This window comes from Bacillus cereus (assembly GCF_002567495.1).
GTDB classification, from domain to species: domain Bacteria; phylum Bacillota; class Bacilli; order Bacillales; family Bacillaceae_G; genus Bacillus_A; species Bacillus_A cereus_AQ.
On record NZ_NVAP01000005.1, the window covers coordinates 1 to 14,431 of the forward strand.

Consider the following 14,431-nt stretch of genomic DNA (forward strand, 5'->3'; position numbering starts at 1 on the left):
CTATTCGGGTTCACTTCAACGATCTTTTAGGCAGTTTTTTATTCTTCTTTCACCGAGATAACATTTTCCCAATTCCATTTCTCATAATACCACTCTGGTACATCTACATTTTCAATCCACTTCTTTTCATGTTTTCCATCACTATGAGCTAGCCATATATCAGCTTTCTTACGATCTGAACGTATCCATATTAATTGATTGCTCTTCTTCATGAAGATTGGATGATAATCGCCTTGCTTATTAGATGGCTTTGTAATTTGATATTGTGTATCCCTTGTGCTATTTATCTCATATAAAGATGGGAATGGCCTTTTTTCTGGCGGTGTTTCAAACCCTCCCTCTTTTGCTCGTGAAACGATAATTACGTTATCGTTCTTCCATGTAAAATCCCAATCAACATATCCTTTCGGCGTAAATGTTTGCTGCTGGAGTGCTGGCAGTTCTTTTATTTTTAAATGTTTATTCTCTAATGCAACTCTCCCGCTTCCTTCAATATAAGCCAATATATTTTTGGATGGCGCCCATTTGAACCATTCTGTATTTAATAGCATTTGATCTACTATTTCAAACCGACTGCCGTCTGCTCGAATTAAGCAAAGCGTATTACTATCAGCTGACCATGAAGCTGTCGGTACCGCTAAAAATGAAATACACTTTTGATCTGGTGACCACGTAAAGCCACTTGCTACTAGCGCTAGAAAATCATCATGTTCATTTGGCAATGCATACAAATGCTTCATTTTGTGAGGATTCATATGTGCATCTTTTTGCACTTCATATAGCTGAGCCCCTGTCCATCCTGTTGGAAGTAAGTGCGCTTCTGAGGATACAAGAAAGTTCTTTCCATCGGGGTACCATGCATAATCCCCTACACCAGCCGATACATTTTCAAAATCTGCATTCTTTTTTTCTACATCAAATGTATTTAATGTACCTGTAAATATAAATGCAATTATATTTTCTGTTGGTGACCATTGATAATTCGATGCTTCTGAGTGAAACGGCGTAACTTTCTTTCCGTCTTTCAGCCGATATAACTCAAGCATACTTTGTTTCTTTCCTTTTACATATGCCAGCCACTCTCCATCATATGACCACTTCGGCCCTGTTATGTACTCTCCTTTTGTAATTTGTATTTCTTTTCCATCAACTTTTATCCAAAGATTATGATGACGAATAAAAGCAACTTTCACATTATTATTTTCTGCGCTCGTGATAGTGATAGAACATAAAAACATAAACAACACTACACTACCACTTACTATTAGCCTCTTCATACCATCACTCCATTTCCCTCATAGCATTCCTCACTTTCTCCCTACAATATGTGAAAAATATCGATTCGACATAATCAGAAAAAATTTCCCAAGAAATTTTCAATCCATAGAGGATTGGTATGAATTATGTCGAAAGTATAGTTTAGCCAACATTTATATTTATAATTTCCAACTAAAATGTAAGATTTTATTTCTGAATATTGGCACTTTTTATCAGGGGGAGTATCAATGAAAAAAACTACATCTACACTATTAAGCATGGCGCTTGTCTTTTCTAGTTTTGGAGCTTTAAGCGCTCATGCTGAATCACTACAAAAGGAGAAGCAATTTAGTCCACAATTAAAAACAACGATTGAACAATGGGGAGAAAATAAAATTGCTCAAAATGTTGAAACGAAAACAACAAAAGAAATATCAGTAATTGTAGAATTACAACATGCACCACTCGCTGCTCAAAGTAATATTCAGCATGCTCCAGATTTACAAAATAGTAATGCGCAGTCTTATCATGCTGAGCTAAAAAAAGCACAAGAAGATACGACTAAGAAAATAAAAGAAAAAGCACCTGGTGCAAAAATTAAAGAAATTTATAATACGTTATTTTCCGGATTCTCTATTTCAGTTCCTGGAGATCAAATTACCGCTCTTGCCTCTTTACCTGAAGTAAAAGCAGTCTATCCGAACTTAACATATAAATTGCATGAAACATCAAAAAGTGCTACTAGCGAAGAAGCACCAAATATCGGTGGACCGACAATTGGTGCACCTGAAGCATGGAATTTAAAAGATCCATCTGGCAAACCGCTTGATGGAAAAGGTATGAAAGTAGCTATTATCGATTCTGGCGTAGACTATACACACCCTGACTTAAAGGCAAATTATATTGGTGGATATGACACGGTTGATGAAGATAACGATCCAATGGATGGTAACGTACATGGTACTCATGTCGCTGGAATTATTGCGGGTAACGGAAAAATTAAAGGCGTTGCTCCAAATGCTTCTATTCTAGCCTATCGTGTAATGAATGACGGTGGTACTGGTACAACAGATGATATTATCCAAGGTATTGAACGAGCGATTCAAGATGGTGCCGATGTGTTAAATCTCTCCCTTGGGCAGGATTTAAATGTACCTGATCAGCCTGTCACATTAACGTTAGAACGTGCAGCGAAACTTGGTGTTACTGCTGTTGTTTCAAATGGAAATGACGGACCAAAACCTTGGTCTGTTGATGCTCCCGGTAACGCAAGTAGCGTCATTTCTGTTGGAGCATCTACGGTTTCTATCCCATTCCCAACATTCCAAATAGCTGGTTCCAGCAAAACATATCAAGGGTTACCGTTATCAAAATCCGATTTCCCAATAGGAAATGATTCCCCTCTTGTATATGTTGGTTATGGCAATCCAAGTGATTATGCAAACCAAGATGTGAAAGGGAAATTCGCACTTATTTTACAAGGCACTTCTAGTACATTAGTAAAAGCAGAGCAAGCGAAGCAAGCTGGTGCACTTGGTGTGTTATTAATTTCTAACGAAAAAGAAATTAATATGATGCCGGAATATTTTGCACGTGAAAATCTAGCTGTCCCAGTCATGCAATTATCAAATACAAATGGGGAAGAATTAAAAACTTTAATTACAAAACGAAAGAAAAATATAAAAATTGGACAACCAAAGCAAACAGAACTTATCGGTAACTTTAGTTCAAGAGGACCATCACAAGGAAGTTGGCTAATAAAGCCTGATATTGTTGCACCTGGCGTACAAATTACTAGTACAGTACCGCGAGGCGGCTATGAATCGCATAACGGAACAAGTATGGCTGCTCCGCAAGTAGCTGGAGCAGTTGCCCTTTTGCGTCAAATGCATCCTGATTGGACGACAGAACAATTGAAAGCGGCTCTTGCCAACACTGCAAAAACATTACATGATGTCAATGAAAATACATATCCTGTCATGGCACAAGGATCTGGTTTAATTAACATTCCGAAAGCAGCTCAAACCAATGTATTAGTAAAACCTAACAATATTAGCTTTGGTCTTATTAAGCCAAATAGCGGAAAAGTAAAACTGACGCAAAATGTTACATTACAAAACCTTTCTAGTAAAAAGAAAAGCTTTTCAACTCGTGTGGAGTTACTAGATGCAAACACAAAAACAAAAGTAAAAACTTCTGTCCCTTCATCGATTAGCATACAACCAAATAGTAGTACCGAAAAACCATTTACTATCACTGTAGATAGCTCACTACCACAAGGTGTGTATACTGGAAATGTATATGTAAAAGAACAAGGAGCAAAAGAAGAAATTCGAATTCCATTTACATTTAGTATCGATCCTAAAGATTATAAACGTATCGATGGACTTGAAATTGTTAATTCTACTTTTAGCCCAAATGATGATAACATACTAGACGTTAATCTTATCAACTACTATTTAGTCGCTCCAGTTGAAGATGTAACGTTACACGCTAACTTAGTTACAAAAGAGCGCGTAACGTACCAAGGAATAATTTATCAAGGTAAAAACGAAACAGCAGGTTATAAACCTTTCAAATGGAACGGTACTACAGTTGATGGATCGCCATTAGCAGATGGTTTATATCAAATTGAAGCTGTTGCTTCTAACTCAGGCGGAGAAACGAAACAAACAGCTGCTGTATTTGTTGACCGTACTGCACCGAAATTGACACATGAAGTTGATCAAGAAAACCTCGTAATTAGAGGGAAAGTTGACGATATTCTACTAGATTGGATGACAGAGTCTGGATGGGTAGCACCTGGAATTCCAGTGAAAATACAGTATGAAATTAACGGAAATGGTGTATGGGAACAAGCATTCCTAAACTCTTGGGAGAAAAGCTATGACATTTATTTCGAGCGTAATCAATTACAAGAAGGAAAAAATACTATTCACATTGTCGCAACTGATGCAGCTGGCAATACCTCTAATTTAAATGTTGATTTAGAAGTGAAATAAAGTGACACTTTAATCAGTGGGGATTTTGTTCATCCCCACTGATTATTAACCTTCACCAATCGGGTGTTTACGGCCAGTTAGTCTCCCCTCTAACTTCTTTGCTCCCGCCGAATTTTGAGGTGGGATTTTTACCGCTCGTCAACGCGAGATAAAAAAAATTGTTGACAATTTTTTTAATATAGTTTTATAATACAAAACATAGTTTAGTTGAACGAATTATATATCGGCTTTGAAGGAATACTAGTAGCGACTTATATCACTGTCTCAGAGAACTGATGGTTGGTGCGAATCAGTACATATACAAGCGTGAATTACAATTCTGGAGCTTCTTTCCCGTAATGCTTTTTATGCATGAAGAGAAAGACGGATCTTTCCGTTATCTTAAAGTGAGTGGTAAACAATTACTTGTTTACAAATAGGGTGGTACCGCGATTTTTATCGTCCCTATCGGATTTTCCGATAGGGACTTTTTTGCGTCCGCCCTCTTACAAAATTTCATATATACGCGTTGAAAGAATCGCAGTAGTATCTTATATCCCTGTTACAGAGAGCTAATGGTCGGTGGAAATTAGCACATATATGAGTATGAATTACAATTCTGGAGCTTCTTTTTCGTAGTGCTTTTATGCATGAAGGAAAAGACGGAATTTTTCCGTTATCATTAATTGAGATGTAAGTGTATTTTCACTTACAAATAGGGTGGTACCGCGATTCTTTCGCCCCTATCGGATTTTCCGATAGGGGCTTTTTCTATTTCTCACAGAAACAGATGTTAAATAATTCCGAATCTTATGATAAAATTTTATAAGCGCTTACAAATAATGAAGGGAGGTGATACAAGCTATACGAAATCGATATTCAATTTTATAGAAAAAAAGGAGGATGTCTAAATGACAAAGAAAACAGAAATTCCATCGCATTTAAAACCATTCGTATCCACACAACATTATGATCAATACACACCGGTGAATCACGCTGTGTGGCGTTACATTATGAGACAAAATCATAGCTTCTTAAAAGACGTTGCTCATCCAGCCTATGTGAACGGACTACAATCATCTGGTATTAATATAGATGCAATTCCAAAAGTAGAAGAAATGAATGAGTGTTTGGCACCAAGCGGCTGGGGTGCTGTAACGATTGACGGACTTATTCCTGGCGTAGCATTCTTTGATTTCCAAGGACACGGCTTACTACCAATCGCAACTGATATTCGGAAAGTAGAAAATATCGAGTACACACCAGCTCCAGATATCGTACATGAAGCCGCAGGACACGCACCGATTTTACTTGATCCTACATATGCAAAATATGTGAAACGTTTTGGACAAATTGGTGCAAAAGCTTTCTCTACAAAAGAAGAACATGATGCATTTGAAGCTGTTCGTACATTAACGATAGTAAAAGAAAGCCCTACTTCTACTCCTGATGAAGTTAAAGCTGCTGAACATGCTGTAATTGAAAAACAAAACTTAGTTTCTGGTTTATCAGAAGCTGAACAAATTTCACGTCTTTTCTGGTGGACAGTAGAATATGGATTAATCGGAAATATAGATGATCCAAAAATATATGGTGCTGGTCTCCTTTCTTCTGTTGGCGAAAGCAAACATTGCTTAACAGACTCTGTAGAAAAGGTTCCATTTTCTATCGAAGCATGTACAGGGACAACTTATGACGTAACAAAAATGCAACCACAACTATTTGTTTGTGAATCCTTTGAAGAATTAACAGATGCACTTGAAACATTTTCTAAAACAATGGCCTTTAAAACAGGTGGAAAAGAAGGTTTAGAAAAAGCAATTCGCTCTGAAAGCTATGCAACAGCTGAGCTAAATAGCGGATTACAAATTACAGGTACATTTAGCGAGACAATTGAAAACGATGCAGGTGAATTAATTTACATGCGAACAAATTCGCCAACGGCATTAGCACTTCATAATAAACAGTTAGTGAATCATTCTACTTCTGTGCACAGTGATGGATTTGGAACACCAATTGGATTACTCACTGAAAATATTGCATTAGAAAATTGTACAGACGAACAACTACAATCATTAGGAATTACAATTGGAAATATCGCTGAGTTTACTTTTGCAAGTGGTATTCATGTAAAAGGAACAGTAACAGATATTGTAAAAAACGATAAGAAAATTGCTCTTATTTCCTTTATCGATTGCACAGTTACTTATAACACCCGCGTTTTATTTGATGCTTCATGGGGCGCATTTGATATGGCTGTTGGCTCACAAATCACTTCAGCATTCCCGGGTGCCGCAGATGCAGCAGCATTTTTCCCAATGGATGAAGAAGTTCAAGAACTTCCTGCTCCACTTGTACTGAATGAACTTGAACGTATGTATCAAACAGTGCGAGATATTCGAAGTGAGGGTATTTTACACGACGCGCATATCGATCAATTAGTAGCAATTCAAGAAGTATTAAATACATTTTATGCGAAAGAATGGTTGCTGCGCCTTGAAGTATTAGAGTTACTTTTAGAGCATAACAAAGGTCATGAAACATCGGCAGCATTACTACAACAACTTTCTACTTTCACAACTGATGAAGCTGTAACACGCCTTATTAACAATGGCCTTGCGTTACTTCCAGTAAAGGATGTGAAAAATGATGCTACGATTAACTGAAGAAGAAGTTCACGAGGAATTATTGAAGGTAGATAAATGGATGGTAAAAGATGAGAAATGGATTGAACGAAAATATATGTTTTCCGACTACTTAAAAGGAGTCGAATTTGTCTCTGAAGCCGCCAAACTATCAGAAGAACATAATCACCATCCATTTATCCTTATCCAGTATAAAGCAGTTATTATTACTTTGTCATCTTGGAATGCAAAAGGTTTAACGAAACTAGATTTTGAGCTTGCAAAGCAATTTGATGAACTATTTTTACAAAATGAAAAAGCAATTATAAGAAAATAAAAAAGAGAAGCCTTTTTAGGCTTCTCCTTTTATTTTGAAATGGATACAATGTCCAAATGGATCCTCGACTTGTAATATTCCATCTTTGTACGTAGCAATCTTGCCAATATTTTTTAAGCTTTCACATACTTGCTCTTTTTGTTTTTCATTTGCTAGTACAATTGTGAAATATTTCAAACCAATGGACCCTGGCATTTGCGGTGGTACCCCTTCACCTTGCCATGTATTTAAACCGATATGGTGATGATAACCACCTGCAGATACGAACAACGCTCCATTACGAGCCGGGATCGTTACTTCAAAACCAAGACCATCAACATAGAAACGTTTCGCTTCCTCTAAATCAGCTACATGGAAATGAATATGTCCCATCACAGTACCAACTGGAAAACCATTCCATTTACTTCCTTGCTGTAATAATTCTTCACCAGCTAACGGGTTACTAACAAATGGTAGTTCTCCATTTTCATCACGCCAAACTTCTTTTTGACGATCATGATAAATTTCAATCCCGTTTCCATCTGGATCAGCTAAATAAAGAGCTTCACTAAAGTAATGATCGGCTCCGCCATGTAGCGGATATACCATCTCTACAAGATGACGAAGAACATTCGCTAAATCCTGTCTATTTGGTAATAAAATTGCGTAATGATATAACCCTGTTCTTCCTCTTTGCTTTGGAAAGGCTTCTTTCTTTTCTTCAATGATAAGAAGTGGTTCATCATTTTCATTCCCAAATGTAACAACTGCTTCTTCTTCTTTTAGCACCTTCATACTTAGTACTTCCGTATAAAACTCTAGTGATTTCTTTATATTCGATACGTATAAATGAACAACATCAAGTGTTGTATCGGGATGAAGTTGAAAACTCATCTTGTTAGCCTCCCATTTAAATTAGTTCTTCTTTGACATTTTCTCTTTTAAGAAATTATCTACAAAACCATCAGCTTTCGCAACAAATAAGTACGCACCCATTGCTAATAGTGCAAGTTCTAATTCGAAGCCAGGATTTTTTCCATCTCCTAATAAACCAGCTGACCATTTCACTTTTACAATTGCTCCAACCATAACAAGCGCAAATAGTAATCCAATATATCTTACACCTAAACCTAGAATTAATAATAGACCGCCAACTACTTCCATTGTTGCTACACCGTATGCAAGTCCTCCAGGTAAACCAATGCTTGTGAACCACCCTGCAATATTGTCAATTCCCGATTGGAATTTTGTTAAACCGTGCATGAAGAATGTTACCCCTAACACGATACGAATAATTAAGTTACCAATATGTTGATTCATTTCTTTCTCTCCTTTATAGTTTTCTTATACAAAACTTTTATTTACATTACAAAACATACACTAATTTTTTTTATTCGTCAATTCATTTTCATTGGGAAAAAATATATTTTTTTTGCTATGATACAAATAGTTGTTTACAAAAAGGAGCTTGATTTTATGAATATTGGTTCTGCAATACGTGAAATTCGTCAACGTAGAGGCATAACAATTGCACAAATTTGTGAGGGAACAGGTCTTTCTAAAGGCTTTATGAGTCAGGTTGAAAATAATAAAACATCACCATCTATCTCAACTTTAGAAACGATTTCCAATTTTTTAAATGTTCCTCTTCCCTATTTATTGTTAGAACAAAAAGATCAGTTGAAAATTGTCAAAAAAGAAGAACGGAAATACAGTGTATACGGCAAAGATGAGCAAAGAATTGAACATGTTGCGGAGCAAGGGGGGCTTCGCCTATCTCTAGTAGAAATCCCTACTGGGTTCCCAAAAGAAAACTCACCAAATGCCCATGAAGGGGAAGAATGTCACCTTGTATTACGCGGAAAACTAGAAGTTCAGCATGGTGAAGATATTGCAATTGTAGAAGAAGGTGATTCTTTCTCATGGAATGCATGCGTTCCTCATATTGTTCGTAATATAGGAGAAGAAACTGCATTATTACTTATCTCTAGTTATGCGGAAAATCGAAAACGTGTTTACTAAATAATAAAAAAGAAGCCTGATTAACAGGCTTCTTTTTTTATCCCCTTATAATTCCATAACTTGTCCCAACTAGTACAGTCTTTTCATGCTGATTGCGATAAACTGACTCGATTGAAACTTTTTTATAACCTTCCATTTGCTCAATATTTGTTAAAGTTAATTCACAAGTGATCGTATCTCCTGTAAAAACTGGTCTAATAAACTCACTTACTAATTCTCTTGCTATGTAATGTAACTCTTCGCCCACCTTTGTTCCGATACTAGCAGTCAATAAACCATGAACCATTAATCTTCCGTTTTCATCATATTCCATATGGTGTCTACCTTTATCACCTGTAATATTTGCAAATTCAAAAACTTCTTCCTCAGTAAATCTTCTTTCATATTTAAATACATCCCCAACTTTTATACTCATTTTTATCCCCCTAATAATAAACAGAATTTTCTTTTATTTTATCATAAAATGAGCCTCAATCCATTTTCTATTATAAAAAGTCTCAAAATTACCTCGCTATACTTTTTCTTTACTTTCCGTTCCTTTATCGATGACCATCTCTTTTCGCGACTTGATATCCATAGTACGCACATGTTCCATTTCTCGATAGCTCTCTAACTTCAAATCCACAACTTCTATAAAAATCAAAATTGTTCGCAGATGTATGCGCAAACCAATCACCGTGGGGAAGCTTTTGCAAACAAAGAGCTACGAGCTTCTTACCTAATCCCTTCCCTCTATATTCACACTTCACAACTAAATTTACTATGTTCGCGATCATAATTCCATCCGAAATGACCCTGACCATCGCAATCATCTCTTCTTCATCCCAAATTGTGAAAGCCCATGTTGAATTTTCGAATGCTATCGTAAATTTTTCAATTTGCCAAGAAGGGATATCATCATTACTCCAACCGGCATCTTCAAACAAAGCTTTAATTGCATATGCTGGTACACTACTCGTTCCCTCACGAATAATAAGTCCATTATGATAAATGTACATGTAATCCCCCCTTTATTTTCATATACCATTCTTCAAAAAATGTAATTTACCTTTAAAAAAGTAATTTTTTCATCCAACACGCTTAATGGAATAAACGAGAACATCCATCCCATGAAATGAAGTTGTTTTCTCATAGCTGAGCCCTGTCTTTCTAGCAACAAATATTGAGGCGGGATGATTCGGGTTAATAAGAGAAATTAATTTATTCATTCGTAATGCTTGGAAACCGTAGTCTCGAAATGCTGCCGCCGCTTCTTTTGCATACCCTTTTCCCCAATACTCAGGAAGCAACCAATAACCAATTTCAATTTCCTCTTTTCCATCTATCTGCTGCTTTACCAGCCCTGCATGACCAATTCTTGTTCCCGTTTCCTTTTCAATCAATACAAATAAACCGAGACCGTTTTTATAGCTAGGAATCACCCACTCCTCCAAACTTTTTTTACACTGCATATATGTTTTTAACGTCCCATTTCCAATATAGCGCATTACCTTCTCGTTCCCCCATAGTGAAGCGTAGAACTGTAAATCATCCATTGTATATTTGCGAATTTGTAAACGATCTGTATGAAACATGCCTGCACTCCTTTCCACTAATTTGTTCTTAATTTCACGATCATGTTTTGTATGTATACGAAATGTTACTATTAATTATAAAGTGAAACTTTAATCAGTGGGGAGTTTTGTTCATCCCCACTGATTATCAGCCCTCACCAATCGGGCGTTTACGGGCAGTCGATCTCCCGTCTAACTTCTTTGCTCTAGCTGAATTTTGAGGCGGGAGTCTTACTGCCCGTTAATGCGGGATAAATGAACCCACAACAAAATACAGAATATTCATTCTCACCGACTAAAAAAAGCAGTAGACAAATTTTGTCTACTGCATCCATATCATAACTAGTATTCAGAAAACTACAGTTGAGGGGGTGTAGGATTTTCAAATATACTAGATACTTATCCCGTTCTAACGGGCGGTAAACTTTCCAATTGTTTCAAGTGAAAAGTTTACCGCACATAAGAACTTCCTTCGTTCATTAAGATAGTATTGCTAAATAATCATATACACGCTTAGATTTCTCTCCACCCATTCGCGCATGCTGAAGAAGAGAAATACCATGAGGACCAGATGCATGCAACGCTTCTGGCTGGACTACTAAAATAGCTTGTACAACTTCTAATTCTCCAAGCATAGCTGCTGCAAAAATATCCATTCGAGCACCCTTTTCTAGTAAATAAAGAGCAATATCTTTACGCCCTACATGTGCCGCTGCTCCTAAAGCACTTTCCCAATCTGAGCCACCCCAACTATAAGAGGCATGAAGTAAGCTTGGTGATTCAACCAACAGTTCTTGTACTTTCTCTAAATCCCCGTGAGCTGCCATAACAAATTCTCTTACTAATTCAGTGGTAATACGCTCTTCTGTTTGCATCGCGCTTCTCCCCTTTTAGAAATTCGTTTCGGTGTAAAAAACGGCTTGTCATTTCCTTGAAAAATATCTACATCTATGCCAAATACATGTTGAAACATTTCATGGCACAGTACTTCTTCTGGTATACCATCATACTGAATCTCTCCTCGCTTTAATACGAGTAAACGATCGCTATATTGAGCCGCTTGGTTAATATCATGTAAAACCATTATAATTGTCATTCCAAACTCCTCATTTAATCGTTTCACAAGTTCCATTACTTCCAACTGGTGAACGATATCTAAAAAGGTTGTTGGTTCATCCAATAATAAGACATTTGTACGTTGCGCTAGCGTCATCGCAATCCAAGCACGTTGCCGTTCCCCTCCGGATAAAGAGTGTAAAAGACGATATTCATACCCTTCAAGATTTGTAACAGACAATGCCCAATCAACAATTTCTTCATCTTCTTTATTTAAGCGGCTACTCCATGATTTATGAGGACCTCTTCCAAACTCAATTAGTTCCTTCACTGTTAAATCTAATTGATGATCATGCATTTGTGGTAACATCGCTAATTGCTTCGCTACATCAGCACTTTTCATCGTATGAATATTTTTCCCATCTAAAATGATGTCCCCTTCGCTTTGTTTCAGTAGCCTTGCTATTAAACGAAGCAAAGTAGATTTTCCCGATCCATTCGGACCGATTAAACTAATGATTTCTCCAGCCTTAATATGTACATTCATATTTTTCATTTGAAATCTTTCAGAGTGTGCGTAAAACACTTTGTTAACGGAAATCACGTTGTTTTCCTCCTCTATGAATTAAATATAAGAAGAAAGGACCACCTAAGAAGGACAGTAAAATACCAACAGGCAATTCGATTGGGTCAAACCAACTTCGAGCTATTGCATCCGCAAAAACAAGTAATATCCCGCCGCCAAGGCATGATAAAGGTAGCAAATATCTATAATCATTTCCAACTAATAAACGTAGCATATGTGGTACGACAAGACCGACAAATCCAATAAGACCAGACACACTTACTGCAATTCCAGCTAATAATGTACTTACTACGATTAAATAAAACCGACTTTTTTCCACATTATGTCCTAATAGTTTTGCCATTTCATCTCCAAGCATTAACACTCGAATATGCTTAATACCAAAGAAAGCTAATATAATGGCGAATATTGCATAATAAATAATCATGTTTAAATGTGCCCAACTTACACCACCAATGCCGCCCGCTAGCCACGGTAACACGGATTGTACTTTGTCACTATGTAATAACATTAAAGCTGACGTTGCTGCACCAATTAATGCATTGATCGACACCCCTACTAAGACGATTCTTGAAGGTGGTGCCCCTTTTTGCCATGATAAAGCATAAATAACCATTGCTGTTATGAAAGCTCCTAAAAACGCCCCTAGTGGTAAAAAAGCTAGATGCTGTGGGAATAAAATCATGATGACAATTGCTACAAGACCTGCCCCAGATGAAACCCCAATAATACCAGGATCTGCAAGAGGGTTTCTCATAACCCCTTGCAACAGTGTACCAGATGCAGCTAAACATGTTCCTACTATAAACCCAACGAGAACTCTCGGTATGCGAAGATCCCATACAATTCGATGAACTGTCGAACCTTCATCTTGTATACCTGTTAGAATGTCTCGTACAGAAAAGGATAAACTTCCTGCGAAAAGACCGTAAAAGAGGCCTAGAATTGTTAATACAACTAAAGTAACTGCTATTATCCATCTTTTTTTCGCAAAAGGATGTTCCTTTTCTCTTACTACTTCACTACTTTCCATACGTATCATTTCCTTACATCTTGTATACTTTTATACATAAAGTCCATTGCTTCTGTAACTTTTGTCCCAGGATTAGATCCAAATAAATCAGGTGGCAAAATAACTACGCGGTTTTGTTTTACTGCATCTAAATTTTTCCACGCTTCATTTTTCATCATTTCGCCTTCGAATGCTTTTTTCACACTTTTTGGATCTCCGTGTGTAATTAAATAAATGACATCTGGATTCGCCTCAATAATACGTTCTACACTTAGCTGTGCATATTGCGGATATTCTTTCGTTTCTGGAAAATCAGAAGCAATATTTTTCCCGCCTGTTTTTTCTAAAACATCACCTGATAAAGATGTTGGTAATGCCGCTAAATAAGTACCTGGTGCGCCATACACTAGCAATGCTTTCACATCGCTCTTTTTCTCATATTTCTTCATTTGATCATTGATTTTTTGATTAAGTTCTTTTGCTTTATCTTCTTTCTTCATTACTGTTCCATATAATTCAATATTCTTTTGAATATCTTGTACAGAATTCGCAGAAGAAATGATTACTTTCGTTCCTTGTCCTTCAACCGTTGGCACATTCTTTTGGAATCCATTGTTAGCAACAAGTACATCGGGCTTTAAACTAGCAATTTGCTCAAAGTTCGGTTGATGTGCATTCCCGATTACTTTTGCTTTCTTTAACTCCTCTGGAAGAGTTAATTTCGTATCCGGACGACCTACTACTTTTCCACCTAAAGCATGAATAATATCCATGTCTCCCATACTTAATGTTGCAAAACTTTCTGGTACTTTATCGAATGTTACCTTTCTCCCTGACAGGTCGGTAATTTCGATTTTTTCTTTTCCTTTTTCTGTTTTGGTTGCAGACGCTTTTTCGTCCCCTTTGGCACTGCAACCTATTAACAAGAAAAAAATAGATAAAATCGCTGTAAATAGCGTAATAGACTTTTTCATTCCTTCACCTCTAATTGATAATGATAATCATTAACTACTATTCTACTTTA

Annotated in this window: 14 protein-coding genes and 2 other annotated features; of the genes, 4 read left to right on the forward strand and 10 right to left on the reverse strand. The window is 36.8% G+C overall.

Annotated features, from left to right (window positions below):
• Positions 1-38 precede the first annotated feature (38 nt).
• A complete protein-coding gene (locus COK05_RS01735) occupies positions 39-1,277 on the reverse strand; it encodes a TolB family protein (RefSeq protein WP_098611232.1) in 1,239 nt (412 codons plus the stop codon).
• A 228-nt stretch (positions 1,278-1,505) separates the two neighbouring features.
• On the opposite strand from COK05_RS01735, the gene COK05_RS01740 reads away from it, so the two are divergent.
• The 3 genes from COK05_RS01740 (at position 1,506) to COK05_RS01750 (ending at position 7,199) form a co-directional block, all read left to right on the forward strand.
• Positions 1,506-4,259 carry a S8 family serine peptidase gene (locus tag COK05_RS01740; RefSeq protein WP_098611233.1) on the forward strand — a complete coding sequence of 918 codons (2,754 nt, stop codon included), beginning with the start codon at positions 1,506-1,508 and terminating at the stop codon, positions 4,257-4,259.
• Positions 4,260-4,479: 220 nt separating this feature from the next.
• Positions 4,480-4,708, forward strand: a binding site (T-box leader).
• A 50-nt stretch (positions 4,709-4,758) separates the two neighbouring features.
• Positions 4,759-4,986, forward strand: a binding site (T-box leader).
• A gap of 163 nt (positions 4,987-5,149) precedes the next feature.
• Positions 5,150-6,904: an aromatic amino acid hydroxylase gene (locus tag COK05_RS01745; RefSeq protein WP_098611234.1), complete on the forward strand. Its 1,755-nt coding sequence runs from the start codon at positions 5,150-5,152 to the stop codon at positions 6,902-6,904.
• Positions 6,885-7,199 (forward strand): 4a-hydroxytetrahydrobiopterin dehydratase, encoded by a 315-nt coding sequence (locus COK05_RS01750; protein WP_000979537.1) that lies wholly within the window; start codon positions 6,885-6,887, stop codon positions 7,197-7,199. Before COK05_RS01745 ends, COK05_RS01750 begins: the two co-directional genes overlap by 20 nt.
• A 15-nt stretch (positions 7,200-7,214) precedes the next feature.
• Here COK05_RS01750 and COK05_RS01755 read toward each other — a convergent pair whose 3' ends face one another.
• Together COK05_RS01755 and COK05_RS01760 are read right to left on the reverse strand one after the other, a co-directional pair.
• Positions 7,215-8,072 carry a VOC family protein gene (locus tag COK05_RS01755; protein ID WP_098611235.1) on the reverse strand — a complete coding sequence of 286 codons (858 nt, stop codon included), beginning with the start codon at positions 8,070-8,072 and terminating at the stop codon, positions 7,215-7,217.
• Positions 8,073-8,093: 21 nt separating this feature from the next.
• Positions 8,094-8,498 (reverse strand): DoxX family protein, encoded by a 405-nt coding sequence (locus COK05_RS01760; protein ID WP_098391024.1) that lies wholly within the window; start codon positions 8,496-8,498, stop codon positions 8,094-8,096.
• Between the two features lie 156 nt (positions 8,499-8,654).
• On the opposite strand from COK05_RS01760, the gene COK05_RS01765 reads away from it, so the two are divergent.
• On the forward strand, positions 8,655-9,200 hold the full coding sequence (locus tag COK05_RS01765) for a helix-turn-helix domain-containing protein (protein ID WP_098611236.1): 546 nt from the start codon (positions 8,655-8,657) through the stop codon (positions 9,198-9,200).
• A 37-nt stretch (positions 9,201-9,237) separates the two neighbouring features.
• Here COK05_RS01765 and COK05_RS01770 read toward each other — a convergent pair whose 3' ends face one another.
• The 7 genes from COK05_RS01770 to COK05_RS01800 all read right to left on the reverse strand — a co-directional run bounded on the left by COK05_RS01770 (position 9,238) and on the right by COK05_RS01800 (position 14,381).
• A complete protein-coding gene (locus COK05_RS01770) occupies positions 9,238-9,615 on the reverse strand; it encodes a MaoC/PaaZ C-terminal domain-containing protein (RefSeq protein ID WP_000025008.1) in 378 nt (125 codons plus the stop codon).
• A 124-nt stretch (positions 9,616-9,739) separates the two neighbouring features.
• Entirely contained in the window at positions 9,740-10,198 is a 459-nt protein-coding gene (locus tag COK05_RS01775) for a GNAT family N-acetyltransferase (RefSeq protein ID WP_098611237.1), read from the reverse strand.
• A gap of 69 nt (positions 10,199-10,267) precedes the next feature.
• A complete protein-coding gene (locus COK05_RS01780; RefSeq protein ID WP_141538858.1) occupies positions 10,268-10,846 on the reverse strand; it encodes a GNAT family N-acetyltransferase in 579 nt (192 codons plus the stop codon).
• Between the two features lie 386 nt (positions 10,847-11,232).
• Positions 11,233-11,628, reverse strand: coding sequence for an ankyrin repeat domain-containing protein (locus COK05_RS01785; RefSeq protein WP_098611239.1), 396 nt, complete (start codon positions 11,626-11,628; stop codon positions 11,233-11,235).
• Positions 11,595-12,413, reverse strand: coding sequence for an ABC transporter ATP-binding protein (locus COK05_RS01790; RefSeq protein ID WP_098611240.1), 819 nt, complete (start codon positions 12,411-12,413; stop codon positions 11,595-11,597). The genes COK05_RS01785 and COK05_RS01790 overlap by 34 nt, the downstream gene beginning before the upstream one ends.
• Positions 12,400-13,428 carry a FecCD family ABC transporter permease gene (locus tag COK05_RS01795; protein WP_141538859.1) on the reverse strand — a complete coding sequence of 343 codons (1,029 nt, stop codon included), beginning with the start codon at positions 13,426-13,428 and terminating at the stop codon, positions 12,400-12,402. Before COK05_RS01795 ends, COK05_RS01790 begins: the two co-directional genes overlap by 14 nt.
• A gap of 5 nt (positions 13,429-13,433) precedes the next feature.
• On the reverse strand, positions 13,434-14,381 hold the full coding sequence (locus tag COK05_RS01800; RefSeq protein ID WP_016080223.1) for an ABC transporter substrate-binding protein: 948 nt from the start codon (positions 14,379-14,381) through the stop codon (positions 13,434-13,436).
• Positions 14,382-14,431: the final 50 nt, after the last annotated feature.